The organism is Paenibacillus sp. B-A-8 (assembly GCF_048572915.1).
Lineage (GTDB): Bacteria > Bacillota > Bacilli > Paenibacillales > Paenibacillaceae > Paenibacillus_AQ.
Genome location: NZ_CP183882.1, coordinates 3,870,147 through 3,888,098, shown reverse-complemented (window position 1 = coordinate 3,888,098; position 17,952 = coordinate 3,870,147). Strand labels below are relative to the sequence as shown.

19 protein-coding genes are annotated in these 17,952 nt (G+C 41.5%); 15 read left to right on the top strand and 4 right to left on the bottom strand.

Annotated elements, in window-relative coordinates:
* Window positions 1-218: 218 nt before the first annotated feature.
* The 5 genes from ACN6MV_RS17405 (at window position 219) to ACN6MV_RS17385 (ending at window position 4,863) form a co-directional block, all read left to right on the top strand.
* Window positions 219-1,196 (top strand): TraB/GumN family protein, encoded by a 978-nt coding sequence (locus ACN6MV_RS17405; protein WP_419884496.1) that lies wholly within the window; start codon window positions 219-221, stop codon window positions 1,194-1,196.
* Window positions 1,197-1,543: 347 nt separating this feature from the next.
* Entirely contained in the window at window positions 1,544-2,569 is a 1,026-nt protein-coding gene (locus ACN6MV_RS17400; RefSeq protein WP_419884495.1) for a hypothetical protein, read from the top strand.
* A gap of 73 nt (window positions 2,570-2,642) precedes the next feature.
* Window positions 2,643-3,143 carry a cupin domain-containing protein gene (locus ACN6MV_RS17395; RefSeq protein WP_419884494.1) on the top strand — a complete coding sequence of 167 codons (501 nt, stop codon included), beginning with the start codon at window positions 2,643-2,645 and terminating at the stop codon, window positions 3,141-3,143.
* Window positions 3,143-3,922, top strand: a complete 780-nt coding sequence (locus tag ACN6MV_RS17390) for an MBL fold metallo-hydrolase (RefSeq protein WP_419886773.1) — start codon at window positions 3,143-3,145, stop codon at window positions 3,920-3,922. Before ACN6MV_RS17395 ends, ACN6MV_RS17390 begins: the two co-directional genes overlap by 1 nt.
* A gap of 164 nt (window positions 3,923-4,086) precedes the next feature.
* Window positions 4,087-4,863, top strand: a complete 777-nt coding sequence (locus ACN6MV_RS17385; RefSeq protein ID WP_419884493.1) for a class I SAM-dependent methyltransferase — start codon at window positions 4,087-4,089, stop codon at window positions 4,861-4,863.
* On the opposite strand, the gene ACN6MV_RS17380 is transcribed toward ACN6MV_RS17385, so the two are convergent.
* From ACN6MV_RS17380 to lexA, 4 genes are all read right to left on the bottom strand, one after another.
* Window positions 4,864-5,442 (bottom strand): hypothetical protein, encoded by a 579-nt coding sequence (locus tag ACN6MV_RS17380; protein ID WP_419884492.1) that lies wholly within the window; start codon window positions 5,440-5,442, stop codon window positions 4,864-4,866.
* A gap of 220 nt (window positions 5,443-5,662) precedes the next feature.
* Window positions 5,663-6,043 carry a hypothetical protein gene (locus ACN6MV_RS17375; RefSeq protein WP_419884491.1) on the bottom strand — a complete coding sequence of 127 codons (381 nt, stop codon included), beginning with the start codon at window positions 6,041-6,043 and terminating at the stop codon, window positions 5,663-5,665.
* A gap of 147 nt (window positions 6,044-6,190) precedes the next feature.
* A complete protein-coding gene (locus tag ACN6MV_RS17370) occupies window positions 6,191-6,529 on the bottom strand; it encodes a L,D-transpeptidase (RefSeq protein ID WP_076118728.1) in 339 nt (112 codons plus the stop codon).
* A 249-nt stretch (window positions 6,530-6,778) separates the two neighbouring features.
* Window positions 6,779-7,405 (bottom strand): transcriptional repressor LexA, encoded by a 627-nt coding sequence (lexA, locus tag ACN6MV_RS17365; RefSeq protein ID WP_042188849.1) that lies wholly within the window; start codon window positions 7,403-7,405, stop codon window positions 6,779-6,781.
* A gap of 294 nt (window positions 7,406-7,699) precedes the next feature.
* On the opposite strand from lexA, the gene ACN6MV_RS17360 reads away from it, so the two are divergent.
* The 10 genes from ACN6MV_RS17360 to ACN6MV_RS17315 all read left to right on the top strand — a co-directional run bounded on the left by ACN6MV_RS17360 (window position 7,700) and on the right by ACN6MV_RS17315 (window position 17,951).
* Window positions 7,700-8,113 (top strand): LysM peptidoglycan-binding domain-containing protein, encoded by a 414-nt coding sequence (locus ACN6MV_RS17360; protein WP_042128336.1) that lies wholly within the window; start codon window positions 7,700-7,702, stop codon window positions 8,111-8,113.
* A 109-nt stretch (window positions 8,114-8,222) separates the two neighbouring features.
* Entirely contained in the window at window positions 8,223-8,432 is a 210-nt protein-coding gene (locus ACN6MV_RS17355) for a DUF896 domain-containing protein (RefSeq protein ID WP_042128334.1), read from the top strand.
* Between the two features lie 49 nt (window positions 8,433-8,481).
* The gene (locus tag ACN6MV_RS17350) at window positions 8,482-9,009 is read left to right on the top strand and encodes a hypothetical protein (protein ID WP_042128332.1); all 528 of its coding nucleotides are present in this window, start codon (window positions 8,482-8,484) and stop codon (window positions 9,007-9,009) included.
* Between the two features lie 33 nt (window positions 9,010-9,042).
* A complete protein-coding gene (locus ACN6MV_RS17345; protein ID WP_042128330.1) occupies window positions 9,043-9,828 on the top strand; it encodes an HAD family hydrolase in 786 nt (261 codons plus the stop codon).
* A gap of 261 nt (window positions 9,829-10,089) precedes the next feature.
* On the top strand, window positions 10,090-10,521 hold the full coding sequence (locus ACN6MV_RS17340) for a FixH family protein (protein WP_419884490.1): 432 nt from the start codon (window positions 10,090-10,092) through the stop codon (window positions 10,519-10,521).
* Between the two features lie 178 nt (window positions 10,522-10,699).
* Window positions 10,700-14,077 (top strand): methionine synthase, encoded by a 3,378-nt coding sequence (gene metH / locus ACN6MV_RS17335; protein ID WP_419886772.1) that lies wholly within the window; start codon window positions 10,700-10,702, stop codon window positions 14,075-14,077.
* A gap of 144 nt (window positions 14,078-14,221) precedes the next feature.
* Window positions 14,222-15,169, top strand: coding sequence for a ribonuclease Z (gene rnz / locus ACN6MV_RS17330; protein WP_042128323.1), 948 nt, complete (start codon window positions 14,222-14,224; stop codon window positions 15,167-15,169).
* Window positions 15,170-15,453: 284 nt separating this feature from the next.
* Window positions 15,454-16,242, top strand: coding sequence for an HAD-IIA family hydrolase (locus tag ACN6MV_RS17325; protein ID WP_375103091.1), 789 nt, complete (start codon window positions 15,454-15,456; stop codon window positions 16,240-16,242).
* A 46-nt stretch (window positions 16,243-16,288) separates the two neighbouring features.
* Window positions 16,289-17,104, top strand: a complete 816-nt coding sequence (locus ACN6MV_RS17320) for an Fpg/Nei family DNA glycosylase (RefSeq protein WP_419884489.1) — start codon at window positions 16,289-16,291, stop codon at window positions 17,102-17,104.
* Window positions 17,094-17,951 carry a deoxyribonuclease IV gene (locus ACN6MV_RS17315; RefSeq protein WP_042128316.1) on the top strand — a complete coding sequence of 286 codons (858 nt, stop codon included), beginning with the start codon at window positions 17,094-17,096 and terminating at the stop codon, window positions 17,949-17,951. The genes ACN6MV_RS17320 and ACN6MV_RS17315 overlap by 11 nt, the downstream gene beginning before the upstream one ends.
* Window position 17,952: the final 1 nt, after the last annotated feature.

The following is a 17,952-nucleotide window of genomic DNA, read 5'->3' as shown; positions in this document are numbered from 1 at the left end:
AATATAGAGCTGATAAAGAACAAAAAAGATAAACGACAGCAGATTACACAATGTTCTCGCAACTGGGGTAGTACCGCTTGGTCTGTCCGAAGTAAGTAGAAATATATTCACAACGAAATGGAGCTTTAATATTCACCAGAGTATGGCGGCATTTTGGAGATTAGCCAGTTATCGCATCTGATCGATTTGATGTGAATCATTGGAAGGAGATATTCGATTTGAAAAAATGGAGAAGATCGGTATTATGGCTCATTCTTTCCGTATGCATCCTCGTGTCAGGGGCCTGCTCTATGAAGCCTCCACAGCAAGCGGCCTCGAAGGCAAATAATCAAGAGATCGAGAATGCATCAAATTCGCCTACTATGAAAGACGTAACAAGTGATGGCGCTCGTGGTTTCATGTGGGAAGTGAAGAATAACGGAACGACGGTTTACCTCGTAGGATCAATACATCTTACGGATGATAACTTCTACCCCCTGCATTCGAAATATGAGAAAGTTTTTGCAGAAGCGGATTATTTGGGTCTTGAAATTGATTTTACCAAAGCCCCTGATGAAGAGCAGCAGAAGAGGATTGTGGATATGATGATGTATAAGGATGGCACTACACTAAAAGATCATGTATCCAAGGAAACGTATGCGAAAGTAAAAGAGTTTTTGATGAAGAACGGTTTGAAGGCCAACGCGTATGATGCGTTTAAGCCTTGGCAGGTGGAAGGAAATATTTCAGTTATGGCGTTGAAGGCTGACTACAACATAGAAGAAGGAATTGATCTGTATTTTCTTCAGAAAGCCCTTGAACGCAAGATCCCGGTAATAGGACTAGAAACTCAGGAATCCCAGATGGGGGCCTTAGCTGGCTTCTCTAAGGAGCGGCAGGAGAAGAGTCTCAATACTACGCTAGACGATTATAATTCTGGCGTCATCAATGATCCAACAGACGAATTGATAGAGATGTGGAAGAAAGGCGATGAACAAACGCTGCTCAAAATAACTAACAGCCTATATAGCGATCCAGAATACGGAAAAGTGATGCTGACTGATCGTAATATAGGTATGGCTGAAAAGATTGAAGGTTACCTAAATAGCAATAAGGAAGAAGAGTATTTCATTGTCGTTGGTGCTCTCCATTATCTGGGTGAGTATGGAATCATTGAACTGCTTGAGGATAAGGGCTTTACCGTCGTGCGTAAATAAATAGCTTATCTACAGTTACTCTCAAAACTAACATAATTGTAGGTGATGGAATTATTCTCTGGAACATTCCAAGGCAATACATAACTCTTTACTATATCCGTCAAACCCTTGACACCATTGGTGTTGAGGTTTTTTTATGTTTGGTAAACCTGTTTCGGTAGGTTAGCTACTGGATAATTTCCAAAAAACTGATTATTCTCCCAAAATTACATATAATAATGATAGACTAAGTAGTAAATACGAGATTCTCATAGGTAGGGTTGATACGGAACTAATTTTCATTTAAATAGAGCTCTGCATTATTTTGATTTATGGAATTTATGTTGGAACTTTAGAAAGGAATAAGAATGACTGATTATACAAATGAACTTAATGATTTAAAATTTGCGTATAAACAAGATTCAACGAATCCATTAATAGCCAATCAACTGGCGATAGCTAGTATGGAAGTTAATGATTATTTAGAAGCTTTTAAACTCTTCAAGAGGAATGCTGAAATAAACCCTTCTGAACAGTCATTATCTAATTTGGCTTACTTTTATTTTCATGAAGGAGAGCCGGAGATCGAGAGTGGTGGATGGATCAATCGTGAAGAAGATGCGATTCTATTATTAGAAAGAGTAATGCTGCTGAATCCAAAGTCAGAAGTTCCCAGTGCAATGCTTGGTCAATTTTATTTTGCAAAAGAGAGATGGAATGAAGCGGAATCAGCGCTAGAACGATCTTTTAGTGTTAAGCCAACCTTTCTAAATCAATATAATCTCGCAGCATCTTTATTTCAATTGGGACAACTGGAAGAAGATTCAGAGTACTATTGGAAGGCTCATCAGGTTAAAAATGAATGCTACAGCTACTGGGCATTGTATTATTATGCTGTATGTAAAATTAAGACAGGTTCTTACCCAAAAGAGGCTATTGAAGAGCTTGTGAGGTCTATGGATGATAAGAATTCAGAGATAGATAAGGAAGGGTTAGCAGACATTTATTATGAACTGGATCAGTATACTAACGTGGTCAATGCTTATGAGGGAACTAAATTATGGGTCAGTCCGAACTGGGTGCTTCGCTATTTGTATGCCAACGTTCAATGTGGATTTTTGGATAAGGCTAAGGACATTCTGAACAATGCCTTGGTTAAGATTAATGAAGAATTAATTAGTTGCATAACGGATGAAGATGAAGATTTTACTCCAGAAGATCGCGAAAGATATAAGTTGGAACTGGAGGCTGATAAACGGGATTATCTTAGAGGCTATGATGATATCCTACATTTAAATTATCGTCCTAGTATGAATTTTACGGCATATGTTGAATCAAAATGTTATTTATTTGGTTGTAAAAGACATGACAATCCTGACTTCTTAGAATCCTGATTAATCATTGTTGCTTAAATTTCCAATCAAATGATATGGTATGCACAGTTTTTGAGGATAAGGGGGCTTAATAATGGTGAAAATTTTTAATGAAAATACAGTTTCTTTTAAACAAAAGTTATCTCCGATCCCTGAGTTTGCTTGGCATACAAGTGAGAGGCTGGCTGAGGTTGCTAATTCTAAACATCTTGTTTTCGACATTAGATCGCTAGATCCAGATAAATATTCCTTTCCTTATCATTTTCATAGAAATGCTGAAGAGATATTTGTGATCTTAGCAGGAAAAGCAATGTTAAGAACTCCAGAGGGTTTTACTGAGGTTAGTGAAGGCGATGTGATTTTTTTTGAAATGGGACCGGAAGGTGTGCATCAACTTTATAATCATACGGAGGCACCTTGTAGGTATCTTGATCTTCGATCAAATCAGGGCATAGATGTTTGCGAATATCCTGACTCAGGTAAAATTAACATTCTCCCATATCAAGAGATCTATCAAGCGGATGAGCAGGCGGACTATTATAAAGGTGAAGAACAGGTCCGAGAGAAATGGAACGGAATGGAGGATCGCTCTTGATGGAAGATCGATGGTTCACAGTTACGGAAATTGACCCGACAACGTATGCGATAAGTGAATATGGTCATTGGGAAAAGGTGCATTCGTTTTTGCTGTTAGGAAAAGAACAAGCTGTATTGATTGATACAGGATTAGGCATCGGTAATATAAAAAGAATCACAGATCAGTTAACGGATTTACCTATTGCTGTTATCACCACACATGTGCATGCAGATCATATAGGCAGTCATGGACAATTCGATACGATCTATGTTCATAAAGAGGATGAGGATTGGCTGATGAATGGAATACAAGGCTTGTCCCTTGCCCAGATCAGAAAAGATATGAGCAGAGACCTTACGCTAACTCCACCTGAATCCTTTGATCCTAGTACATACACGCCATTTCAAGGTAAACCGACAGCTCTATTGCAAGAGGGAGATGTGCTTGACATAGGAGGGCGTAAATTAGAAATTTACCACACACCGGGTCATTCACCAGGCCATATAAGCGTCTTTGATCATGCCAAAGGGTATCTGTTTACAGGGGATTTATTGTATGATGTTACACCTGTTTATGCATTTTATCCTTCGACTAGTCCGGAAGATTTAGTGGCTTCTTTAGAAAAGATTGCGCACATTGCAAAGGTGACCCAAGTATTCGGCTCTCATAATACGTTAGGTTTAGATCCATCTATTTTGCATGAAGTAAAGCAGGCGGTTCGTGCTTTGCGTGAACAGGGACTTGTCGCACATGGTACGGGGATTCATCGGTTTAATGGGTTTAGCGTGCAATTCTAATAAAAAGATAGATGTTCTGTTGATGTAGAAATAGAAATACGTTGATGGTTTTTAAAAACAGTAAAACGGCCTCAAAGAGGACCGTTTTTTTGTAGCTTGTGAGCTTGTAGATTTCATCTGTTGGAAATAGAGATATTAATTGAGAGGAAAGAGGTAGTGGAGTAATGTTACCAACAACTGAAGCTTTTGCAACATCGATGCGTTCCTATTCGAATTATATCCAAATGCCTTGGGGGAGATTGTTCTACCTGACCGCCTGGCATCAAATTGAAAATCACATCCTTTTAGAAAAGAAGCCATCGATTTTAGATATCGGCTGTGGGTTTGGGATAACTAGTCATGAATTTGCCAGAAAGGGGTACAGAGTAACCGGAATAGATCCGACGACGGAGATGATAGCGAAGGCTCAAGAGTCTGCGATGAAAGAAGGTCTCAGTATTTCTTATAGCGTAACTACGCTACAGGATTCAGATGTGTTGGCGGAGCGTTATGACTGGATATTTTGCCACAACGTGCTTGAATATCTTGAACATCCCAAAGAAATGTTAATGGACATTAGTAAAAAACAATCTGCAAAAGGAATGCTCTCTCTGATCGCTCATAATCCTGTGGCCAAGGTGATGAAGAAAGCCATTATGAATAAAGATCCTCAGGGAGCTCTAGATAGCATTGGGAATATGCGAGAATATAGTGGCATTATTCAAACAGAAATTACGATCTATACGAATGATCAATTGGCGGAATGGCTTGAGAATTGCGGATACGAGATTAGATGGACTTACGGAATACATAATATCTATGGATACATAGCAGACAATGAAGTGAAAATGGATGAAGATTGGAATAAACACATGGTGGAGCTGGAGCTTAAATTAGGCAGTGAATCACCATATAAAGACATAGCGATTTTCACACATCTTATTGCGGAAAAAATCAGATAATTATTCGGATACGATCGTCCTGAAAAATGCATGCAACTGCTGTACTTGGGAGTAAGCTTCTTTATACTGATTGTCGGATTGTTTAATTGGCAATAAGCCTGGCAAGAAGGAGATACTATACACAGGCATTTCACTGCTGTTCATATATATTTTAAGCGTAAGTTCCTCAATAACACTAGCCTCTTCGTCAGCGCTATTAAGCACATTAATATTCGCACTTGAAGCGGTTGCTTTGCTGCTTTGTTGTCTTTTGGATACTTTTGAAAGGGTTAGTGCATTAACAACAATCTCTGATCCCATTACATTATCGAAGGAATACAGCTTTGCTATAGCTTTTTTACGTGTTTTCGGATCGCTACTGCCTATGGCTATTTTCTTATAGGATTCGTTAAGGGCGATCAAGTGAGATTGATTGGGTGGAATGAACGTTTTGGTGAATATGATGTTAAAGGATGAGATTGCGTTTAACAGCTTTGAAAGATCTGAAGAAGTAGATAGCTTTTTCAATTCTAGAAAACCGGCACTAAGAATTAAGACAACTCCTATAATACCAAATATGTATATCAAGAAAATCAGCATGGAATCACACCTCCTAGTTATCTCAGCAGAGCAAGATTTATTACTTAATGAAAGATATGCCTTAATCTTCTCGACTAGTATCTGCTAAAAGTGAAATTCGTTGAAATATAGGAACAATTACAGCATTAGCAAAAAAAAGCACCCTGAGATCCGCCTTTAATGCATGCTAGGGCAGTTACTGAGTGCTTAGATGAGAGTTATTAATGTAAATATGTCAAAATTATAAGAAATTGAAAGCCGTAATTTGATCGGTATACACAATTAGCTGCTTGTATTCGATCGATGATTCATAGTTAGCATAGGGTCTTACAGAAACATCATTGAGGACTACAAAGTTATAGCTGAAATTTTTATCGGGATGTTCCGCACCTAAATAAGATATGTATTCATCTACAATGACATCATCCATTAGAGATTTAAAGTCAAAAACATCCTCTTTATTGGAGGTGGAAGGGGAGATGGTCCCTTGAATACTGCCGAATGAGGTGAGTAGATTTACTTTTTTTCCACTAGCTTGATCGTTATTTAACAATAATCCTGAGAGTTTAACAAGTGCATCGACTTTAAAATCGACGAGGGTTCTTATTTTGGAGTTGTTCAAAACCAGACACTTCCTTTCTATTTGAAAACCTGTTAACATTATTCGACATATAACCACATAATTCCTATTACGCCATCAAAAATACTTAAATACAAACACACCCCATTCATTGAACCATGAGTGAAGTGTGTTTATTTATGGATAGATTTAATTCCTGATCGTTACTTGAGTTCCAATCGGAACAATCGCAGCTAGTGCTAGCACATCCTCATTGTACATCCGAATACAACCGTGGGAAACTTCGTGACCTATCGAGGAGGGATCATTATTTCCATGTATTCCATAGTGAGGCTTAGATAGACCCATCCAAAAGACCCCAAATGGACCACCTGGATCGGGTTCTTTGTTAATAATAGTGAAGTCACCCAAGGGTGATTGGGTTAACATTTTACCGATTCCGACGGGGAAACCTCTGATCACAATGTTGTTATCAAGAAGATACAGCATACGCTGGGTCAGATCTACAATAATTCGGTAATTTGGCATTGCGCAACACTCCTTTCTAATAGGATATGAGCAGAAAGCCTAAACGGTTATTAATAGAAAATGGCCATTTTAGCGTATGCGAACGCGTGTTCTAGTATGGATAATTTGAGTTAGAAAACAAAAAAAGGCTGTTCCACATTTGTGGAACAGCCTTTGATATTACAGAAAACAGTATCATTATGCTTCTCGTAGAAACGGATACCGTCCTTTAATGGACGGTATCCGTTTTGGCTTGGTAGGAGTGCATACTTAGTGGATATCTCGAAATAATCCGATAACTCTGCCGAGAATGGTCACGCGATTAAGGCGAAGAGGCTCGTACGCCGGATTCTCCGGCTGAAGACGTATATGATCACGTTCTTTATAAAAGGTCTTAACGGTAGCTTCATCTTCTTCGGTCATAGCTACAACGATATCTCCGTTATCAGCTGTCTGTTGTTGACGGACAATAACATAGTCACCATTCATTATCCCAGCTTCGACCATACTGTCACCTTGAACCGATAACATAAATACTTTGTTATCTCCAACATAGTGAGTTGGAAGCGGGAAGTAGTCTTCAATATTCTCAGTAGCAGTGATAGGAACCCCGGCGGTAACCTTACCTACGACAGGAATGCGTGCGACGGTTTGTGCGAAATGATGGACATTCTCGGAATCCTCTTGGCCAAGCAATTCTATTGCACGAGGCTTCGTTGGATCTCGACGGATAAGTCCCTTCTTCTCTAGCCGATCCAAATGACCGTGAACTGTGGAGCTGGAAGCAAGACCAACAGCTTCTCCAATCTCCCGAACGGAAGGAGGATAACCCTTGCTGCGGACTTCGCTACGTATAAATTCCAGGATCGCCAGCTGGCGACTTGAAATCTTTGACATTGGAATCAACCCCATATAGTAATGTTTGGGAAAATTATAACATAGAACTACCGTTCGCACAAACATAAGTTCTAACTATTATAAATATTAATTCGAAAGAGTTAATAAATGGTAGTCTCGTATTGATAAAGCGAACTTTAAAACAATGATCAGCTGGATTCTTTTTATAGATGATAGGGTGATTTACTCTTTTCAAAAAAAGAGAACAATTGTTCTGAAATAGTATTGAACAAAACACATGTTCGTGTTATTATAATTTCAAAAGTAAGAACAAGTGTTTGGAGGATGATATTCATGTTAAAATACAGTACATACCGTAGCATCTACGATAAAGCCCCCGTGGTTGAATCTTTAGGACATAATCCTGTTACCCGTTATTCAGCTCAGATTAAAGAGATTACAGCGCTTTTGCTTGAAGGATTGATGCGTTTGTTCCGGAGAGATTTTGTTATTAAACTTACATTGATCATTGTGCTCGTACTATCAGGACTCACAGTAGTAGGTAATGTATTTGCAGGATCTACTACTTTAATGAAGGATGAGAAGCGCGTAGTGGTTGAACGCGGAGATACACTTTGGAGTATTGCTCTTGAGAATAAACCATCGGATATGAAGACGGCTGTATATATAGAAGGAATTAAAAAATCTAATGGCATTAAAGGCAGTCAGATTAATGCTGGAGATATTCTCAGTTTACCTATTTATTAATATTCTAAGAACATAATAGAAGGACATAAAGAGCTTGCAGGGAGTAAACCTTGACAAGCTCTTTTTCTCATGGCAGAGTTAGAATTAATTTATATGGGGAGGGAAAGTTTTGAACATTGATGAGTTGGTCGCGCGTATTAACGAATTGGCACGCAAACAGAAGAGCGTAGGCCTTAATCAAGAGGAAACGGCGGAACGCGCCAAGCTTCGTGAAATCTATTTGGGGAATATTCGCAATAACTTCCGAGCACAATTGAATACGATTGAATTGGTCGATAATGATGAGCATGAACAAGGTAACAAGGGGCTTAAGCATTAACACCCTGTTCCTTTTCATAGATACTACTGGATGACTAGGGGGAACGCATATGGCCCGTTCTTGGGAAAGAATGGTTCAACGTAACACACAGCAAATTAACAAGCAAAGAAAGAAACAGGGGAAGGAAACGATTTACGCATCAAAATCCAAATCTCCTGGCAAGAACAGTGAAACCTTTAAAGGCCGTAACATTGCATTTCCAGTAGTGTTATTAGTGCTTGGTACTATGTTTTGGATGATTGGTTCGGTAGATCAGGCCAAAGGCAATGGTATGCTGATGAATTGGCTAGGAGTCGTTTTGTACTACTTACTAGCAGCACTTCTGTTTTTCCGACGTCCGTATTTGAAGGTGGAGAATGCTAGACTATCCACTATAAAATTCAATCGCGAACGCTATTTACCAGCTTCTGATATTGAGAAAATTATCCTTTCGCGTGGAGCTGTTGTTATTAAGCATAAAGGCAAACGCACGAAATGGATTTTTACCAGACTTATGAATCGTTATGATACAACTGCGATGGGGACTCGACTGGAAGCATTCGCAAAAGCTCACCAAATTGAAGTAGTTCACGAATAGAAATTAACCAGCCATGGGAGAGGGAGACCTGTAATGCCAATTTCCGCTGTACTATTTGACCTTGATGATACACTGCTCTGGGATGATCGGAGCGTCAATGAAGCATTTCGTTCTGCATGTGAAGCCGCTGGGGATACGATTGATCCACAAGAACTGGAACTTGCGGTGCGTAAAGAAGCCATAGCACTATATGAATCATACGAAACGAACCCATTTACAAAAATGATTGGGATTAATCCGTTTGAAGCACTTTGGGGGAACTTTACTGCAGGTGAACAACCGGAATTCCGTCAATTGGAGCAGCTTGCACCGGGATACCGTAAAGAGGCGTGGCGTCGTGGTCTTGCAGCACTTGGTGTAGAGGACGAAGTTCTTGCTGAGACATTAGCAGCCAAATTTGCAGCAGAGCGTAGAAATCGGCCTTACATCTATGAAGAAACAATTCAGGTGCTCGAAGAACTGAAGGGAAAAGTGAAGTTATTGCTTTTGACTAACGGATGCCCTGCATTGCAACAAGAGAAACTAGATGGTGTACCTGAAATCGTTCCTTTCTTTGATCATATCGTAATTTCCGGAAGCTTCGGCAAAGGAAAGCCGGATAAGGATATTTTTCTGCATGCTCTAGAGCTTCTAGATATTGCACCTGAGCAAGGGGTTATGGTCGGTGATAAGCTTACAACGGATATTCGTGGTGGGTTGGCAACAGGTTTGACTACGGTTTGGATTAATAGAAAAGGCAAACAGCCGGATCCGGAAATTCAGCCGGATTATGAAATCAAACATCTTGGAGAGCTTCTTTCATTAGTCCAATCTTTATAAAGTAGAGTAAGAGGCTTTGAATCATTGAGCCTTAAGAAGGCAGTAGGTTCCTGGGTTACTAGGAGGCTTACTGTCTTTCTTTATATCTACATATTGCTTTTTAAAATTGATGAAATTATCTAGTATATGATTTTAGTCACAAGAGTTAAGCTGAATTGATATGAAATACTGAAAAACCAATAATAATGTGTATAATAGATGGAGAATGTATAACATGAATTGGTAGATTCTTAGTACTCAAATCGGCTGGGAGGACTCTATATGAAGATTTCAAGAACAATCGTTCCTTTATTATTAGGTGCAACACTTTTAGTTCTGGGAGGATGTTCATCAGACCAAACCAAACATTCTGGAATACATAATATGAACATGAACATGGACATGTCTATGGAACCTATCAAAGTTGAGTTACATTGGAGTCCTGAAGAGGTTGTTGTAAATCAGAAGGTGACCTTTGAGGCTGTGGTGACGCAAGATAACTTGGCGGTGGATGATGCGAAAGAGGTTCTATTCGAAATTGTGAGTAAAAATGATAATGAACAGAAAATTGAACTTAAAGGGAAGCTAGTTGGTGATGGAGTCTATCAAGCAGAAGGAACACTTGAGATAGAAGGACAATATATTGTTACATCACACGTAACTGCTAGAACTCAGCATTCTATGCCTAATAAGGAACTCTCTGTGAAACCATAATTAAAAGAATAGTAATGATATCCTATAATTACAGATAATGCAGAGTGGAAAGGAAGGCTTTCCGAAATTCCTTTATTCTGCTAAACTTACTCTAATGTTTTACTGGGGGGACTATACGTTGGCTAAATATACACTTGAGGAAAGCTTACAACAAAGAATATTAATTCTAGACGGTGCAATGGGCACAATGATCCAACAGGTGCCTCTGACAGGTGAGGATTTTGGTGGGGAAGAATTGGACGGTTGTAATGAAATGCTAGTATTAACCCGTCCAGAAGTGATTCAGACGATTCATGAGCAGTATCTCGAAGCAGGTGCTGACCTCATAGAAACGAATACCTTTGGTGCAACGTCTGTTGTACTTGCCGAATATGATATTCCGCAACGGGCACGCGAAATTAATCTGGTTGCAGCGAAGCTAGCTCGCAATGCCGTTGATAAATATGATACACCTGATCGTCCTCGATATGTCGTAGGCGCAATGGGGCCTACAACAAAGACGCTCTCTGTTACAGGAGGAGTCACTTTCCAAGAGCTCGTTGATAGCTACGAGGAACAGGCAGTCGCATTGATTGATGGTCAAGTGGATGCGTTACTGCTAGAGACCTCTCAGGATACTTTGAACGTGAAGGCTGGAAGTATAGGCATACGTAATGCGTTTGAGAAGACAGGCATCAAATTGCCAGTAATGATTTCGGGGACGATAGAGCCGATGGGTACCACGCTTGCCGGTCAGAACATCGAAGCCTTCTATATTTCTTTAGAACATCTCAAGCCTGTCTCTATTGGTCTGAACTGTGCGACTGGCCCTGAGTTCATGCGGGATCATATTCGTTCGCTTTCTGCAATCTCTTCAGCGGCTGTGAGTTGTTATCCGAACGCTGGGTTGCCAGACGAGAATGGACATTATCATGAATCTCCTGATTCTCTTGCGCGTAAAATTGCTGCGTTTGCAGAAAAAGGATGGCTTAACATTGCAGGGGGTTGCTGCGGAACGACACCGGAACATATCCGTGCTATGTCGGAGGCACTCTCACAATTTCCTCCACGACCGCTTACAGGGAATCATCCACCGGCACTTTCAGGTATTGAGCCTATCTATATCGAGAACGACAACCGACCATACATGGTGGGTGAACGTACGAATGTATTAGGTTCGCGTAAATTTAAACGTCTAATCGTCGAAGGCAAATATGAGGAAGCTTCAGAAATTGCCCGTGCACAGGTGAAGAGCGGTGCACAAGTCATTGACGTCTGCGTGCAAGATCCGGACCGTGATGAGATTGAAGATATTAAACTTTTTTTAGAATTAGTTGTAAAGAAGGTTAAAGTTCCTCTAATGATCGATACTACCGATCCTAAGGTTATTGATCTGGCACTACAGTACTGTCAAGGTAAGGCTATAATTAACTCCATTAACCTTGAAGATGGTGAAGAAAAATTCGAGCTGGTTACTCCTTTGATTCATAAGTATGGTGCAGCTATCGTTGTAGGAACGATTGATGAGACAGGACAAGCAATCAAGGCTACAGACAAACTGGAAGTGGCTAAACGCTCCTACGACTTACTTGTGAATAAATACGGATTAGCTGGAGAAGATCTTATTTTCGACACGTTGGTATTCCCTGTAGGAACCGGAGACGAACAATATATTGGCTCTGCCAAAGAAACCATTGATGGAATTCGGTTGATCAAAGAAGCCCTTCCAGGTGTTCACACGATCTTGGGGATCAGCAATGTTTCTTTTGGATTACCGGAAGCAGGACGTGAAGTGTTGAACTCAGTATTCCTTTATGAGTGCACTAAGGCCGGTTTGGATTATGCGATCGTAAACACCGAGAAGGTAGAGCGTTATGCTTCTATCCCTGCTGAAGACCGTCGTCTTGCTGAAGAATTGATTTATAATACGAATGACGACACACTTGCTGCTTTTGTAGCCGCCTTCCGAGGAAAGAAGGTTGAGAAAAAAGAGAAAATTTCTAATCTTTCGCTAGAAGAGCGTCTGGCTTCTTATGTGGTTGAGGGTACTAAAGAAGGTCTCATTCCTGACCTTAATGAGGCGCTTACTAAATCAGGACCTTTGGAAATCATCAATGGACCGCTAATGGCTGGGATGTCAGAGGTTGGACGGTTGTTTAATAACAATGAACTGATTGTTGCTGAGGTGCTGCAAAGTGCTGAAGTAATGAAGGCTTCAGTTGGTCATTTGGAACAGTTTATGAAGAAGGATGAGACATCGGTAAAAGGTAAGATCATGCTTGCTACTGTAAAGGGCGACGTACATGATATAGGCAAGAACTTAGTGGAGATCATCTTATCGAATAATGGTTATCAGATCATTAATTTGGGTATAAAAGTACCACCTGAGTCCATTATCGAAGCGTTTCGTCGTGAAAAAGCTGACGCGATTGGATTGTCTGGGTTACTCGTAAAATCGGCACAGCAGATGGTGCTGACGGCACAAGACTTACGTACGGCTGGGATTGATGTACCTATTATGGTAGGCGGTGCTGCCCTGACGCGAAAGTTCACCAAAACACGTATACGTCCGGAGTATGATGGTTTAGTACTGTATGCTAAGGATGCTATGGATGGCCTAGATATTGCTAATCGGCTTATGAACCCTGTTGAACGGGAGAAAATTGCCGAGGAAATTCGAGTAGAAGCGGAATCTGCAGTAGCAGTTGCTCCTAAACAAGAGCTTCCTAAGTTAACTAGAGCAGTTCGCTCCAAAATTTCACCAGATGCACCTGTATTTGTTCCGCCAGACTTAGAGCGTCATGTAATTCGTAATTATCCATTGGGGCATATTATCCCTTATGTGAATATGCAAATGTTGCTCGGTCATCATCTGGGTCTACGTGGTTCTGTAGAGGCGCAGTTAGCTGCTGGTGACGAGCGGACTGTTGAGTTGAAAGGTACTGTAGATGATATTCTACATCAAGCAATGCTGGAAGGTACGATTACTCCACATGCGATGTATCAATTCTTCCCGGCACAATCAAGTGGTAACAATATCATCGTGTATAATCCACAGAATACGGCCGAGATTCTGCATACTTTTACTTTCCCAAGACAAGGTGTTGAGCCTTATCTCTGTCTAGCGGACTTTTTGAAGTCGGTCGACAGTGGGATTATGGACTATGTTGGATTCCTCGTGGTGACTGCGGGACACGGTGTTCGTGAGCTCTCTACAGCACTTAAGGAGAATGGTGATTATCTACGCTCACATGCCTTGCAGTCTGTTGCACTTGAAGTAGCGGAAGGACTAGCGGAGCGTGTTCATCACATGATGCGTGATACATGGGGCTTCCCAGATCCTGCGGATATGACCATGAAGCAAAGACATGGAGCAAGGTATCAAGGGATTCGTGTATCCTTTGGTTATCCTGCATGTCCGGATCTGGAAGATCAGGGACCACTCTTTAAGCTATTATCCCCCGAAGATATCGGTGTCCACCTTACAGAAGGCTTTATGATGGAACCCGAGGCTTCTGTGTCGGCAATGGTATTCGCCCATCCAGAAGCGCAGTATTTTAATGTAGAGAAGCTGTAATTCTGTCATTTATTCACCCGGTCTGTAAGGGGATTGTATCCCTATCAGCGGAACCTCCCGTAACTGGGGGGTTTTTTGCTGGAAGAAGGACGTTTAGAATAGACAAGAGAGGGTTCAGCCAATAAGAAGAGGGGAGGAAAAAGGATGGAATTATATTTTTTGGGTACGAATGCAGGGGTACCGACTCTGCAGCGCAATGTAACGTCGATTGCATTAAGACTACTGGAAGAACGCCGTAGTATTTGGATGTTCGATTGCGGAGAAGGAACTCAGCATCAGGTTCTTCGTTCACCGATTCGCCTAGGAAAACTGGAAAAGCTATTTATTACTCACTTGCACGGAGATCATCTATTTGGCCTTCCAGGTTTGTTATCGAGTCGTGGTTATCAGGGAGGGACCTCGCCGTTAACGGTTTACGGACCACCTGGATTGAAAGCATACTTAGATATATCCTTAGCTGTGAGTCAATCTCGTATTCCATACAAAATTGAGATTGTCGAGCATACCGGAGGAACGGTATTCGAGGATGATGGCTTTAAAGTGGAGGCGGCATTATTAGAGCATCGTATTGACAGCTATGGTTACCGGGTAACGGAAAAGGATAGTCCTGGGAGCCTCAATACGGAATTACTTAAGAGTTATGGTTTGAAACCTGGACCGATATATGGAAAATTAAAAAAAGGTGAAGATGTTATAACGGACGAAGGTATTCGTATCTGCGCGGCTGATGTTGTCAGAGAGCCTAAAAGAGGGCGTATTATTACGATCTTAGGTGACACAAGACCTTGTTCTGGAGCTTTAGAACTCTCACTTGATGCAGACCTTATCGTTCATGAAGCAACCTTTGGGCATGATCTGGCAGAAATGGCTTATCAGTACCATCACAGTACAGCACGTCAAGCTGCAGAGCTAGCAAAGGAAGCCAATGCAGGTCAACTATTGCTCACTCATTTCAGCTCTCGGTACAGCTCGTCTGAGGAGTTGATTCCTTTGCTGGAAGAAGCTGAGCTCGTTTTTCCAGAGACATTGTTAGCTGAAGAATTCAGCACATATCCAATTTATCGAAGACAAAACGGGCAATTGGGGAAATGATTATTTTCCGGGAAAGCGCAGGAAATGACAGTCCTATGCTAAAAAATGCTGGCTGAGACTCTCGTTCGATTTCTTTCGACGAAGTGTGTTAGATTTAAAGTGATCACAGCGTGGAAGACGTACGAATGGCAGGAAATCTTGCCGAATACCAGCGGGCAATACGACCAAACCCAAAGGATATTGAACCATTCCAAATTCAAGCTGGGCTTAGGTTTATCGTCTATTAATATCATTATTTATTTACCACATTAATTAAATTTCTTATGGAAATAGAGGGATTTATAATGGAACAGATTAAAGGGTTATTGATTGATCTTGACGGTACGTTATATCATGGGCATAAAATGATTCCCGGTGCTGATTTACTGATTAAAGGATTACGTGACGCAGGCATTCCTTTTCTATTTGTTACCAACAATTCATCGCGCACAGCGGCTAATGTGGCTGCTCACTTATGTGGAATGGGAATCGATGCGAAAGCTGAGGAGGTATGTACCTCATCAATGGCGGCCGCGCGTTACATAGCTGAGGAATCACCTGGGGCTGCAGTGGCGATACTTGGAGAAGAGGGTTTGCGTGAGGCCTGTAACGAAGCGGGGCTTCGCATCGTGACAGACTCACCTGACTATGTACTGCAAGGTATTGATCGTTCCTTCAACTATACGTCGCTCTCACAAGCTTCGCGTTGGATTCTGGGAGGCGCAAAGTTTGTACTCACCAACCCGGATTTAATGCTGCCATCAGATGATGGCGTCATGCCGGGGGCAGGTACCATTGGTGCAGCCATTGAGGCTGCTAGCGGTGTGAGTCCGGTAGTAATTGGCAAGCCGGAATCTCATCTAATCAAATTCGCGACAGATCTTCTTGGTATCGAGCCTGAACATGCAGTGGTTGTCGGTGATAATATGCGAACTGATATAGCTGCTGGAGTAAATGCGGGCTGTAGGACAGTTCTTGTATTTACAGGATTAACAAATGCCGACAATCTTGACCACTATAAAAATCTTACCGGGATCTCACCGGATGAAATTTGTGCCGATTTAACTGAACTTAAAACGTTTCTCGGTGTATAATAGCTAGGATCTTATTACTTCACCAACTTAGAGGGGACGATGAGCTATGCCGGAACTGCCGGAAATGGAGAATTATAGAAAGCTGCTAAGTCAGCATATTATAAATGTGCCAATATCTGATGTGATCGTGAACAGAGAAAAGTCAATTAACATGGAAACAGACGCTTTTAGAAAAGCATTGATCGGCGCACGTGTTGTTTTTGTTGAGCGGCGTGCCAAGTATATTTTGTTTCACCTTCATGATGGACGAAGACTACTTTTACATTTGATGCTAGGTGGACTGCTTTTTTATGGTACAGAGGAAGAACGTCCGGATCGAAACACACAGGTTGAAATCGCATTTGGTGATCATATCCTTTACTTCATAGGACTTCGCTTAGGGTATCTGCATTTGCTGTCCGTTAAGGAAAGCGAAGCCACAATGGGTAAGCTTGGACCTGAGCTGTTGGATCGTCGAATGACACTGGAACGATTCACAGGACTATTAAAGGGACGGCGAGGTGCGCTCAAAAGCCTGCTGGTAAATCAGCATGTGATGGCTGGAGTCGGAAATTGCTATGCCGATGAGATTGCTTTCGAAGCTAGACTTTTACCTTCTGCACAAGTTCAGAATTTAACATCGGATTCTATAGCCCGCCTTTATGAGAGCATCCAAAAAGTACTGACTGAGGCTACTGAAATTGGTGGGTACATGGAAATGCCTTTTATGACTGGGGATACAGTTACAGGATCATATAATAATCAATGTAAAGTGTATGATCGTGAAGGCGAACCTTGCCTTCGTGATGGGGGAACCATTATTAAAACAGAGCAGACTGGACGCAAAGTATTTTATTGCCCAGACTGTCAGTATGAAGAATAGTCCCAAAATAGGGGCTCATGTTAGCATTCGCGGTGGATATGGGAGAGCTGCCCGATTTGCTTGGGAGAGCGGTGCAACATGTTTTCAATATTTTCCTAAAAATCCGCGTAGTTTGAAACTTAAACAGGTGGATGTCCGAGATACGAGGGATTGTGCGCACTATTGTCAGGAAAAAGGGATCGATTCGATTGCGCACACACCTTATGGGATTAACATGGCGGCTGGTATAGAGGATGTTACTCCGCGAAAGGTTTATGTAGCTTCTCTCTTAAATGATTTGGAGATTGCAGAAGCTTGTGGTTCATTAGGCATCGTTGTACATTTTGGACATTTTGGTGGAATGGAGCCGTTACAAGGCTATCAAAATATTATACAATGTATGAATGAAGTGCTGCAGTCCTGGGATGGCCGTGCTAAGCTCCTAATTGAGAATCAAGCAGGCAACCATGGAACGGAAGGAATTACACTTGAAGAACTCGTGAAAGTTCGAGAGCTCAGCCAATTTCCGGAGAACATAGGATTCTGTTTGGACACCTGTCACGCTTACGCAGCCGGTATCTGGAACCCTGAGCGAACGGAAGACTTCCTTGAACGAGGAGAGCAACTCGGATTTTGGCCACATCTTGTTGCGGTTCATTTAAATGATTCTAAGTTTCCTTTCGACTCAAGACGTGACAGGCATGCTGGAATCGGACAAGGACATATTGGAGAGCAAGGGCTGAAAAGCTTATTGTCCTCCGAGCTTTTACGAAGCTCAGCTGTTGTCATGGAAACTGAGAAGGGTGCGGATGGCAGTCATCGAAAAGAAATTGCTACTGTGCGTGGTTGGTTTGAAGCGGAGGCGTAAT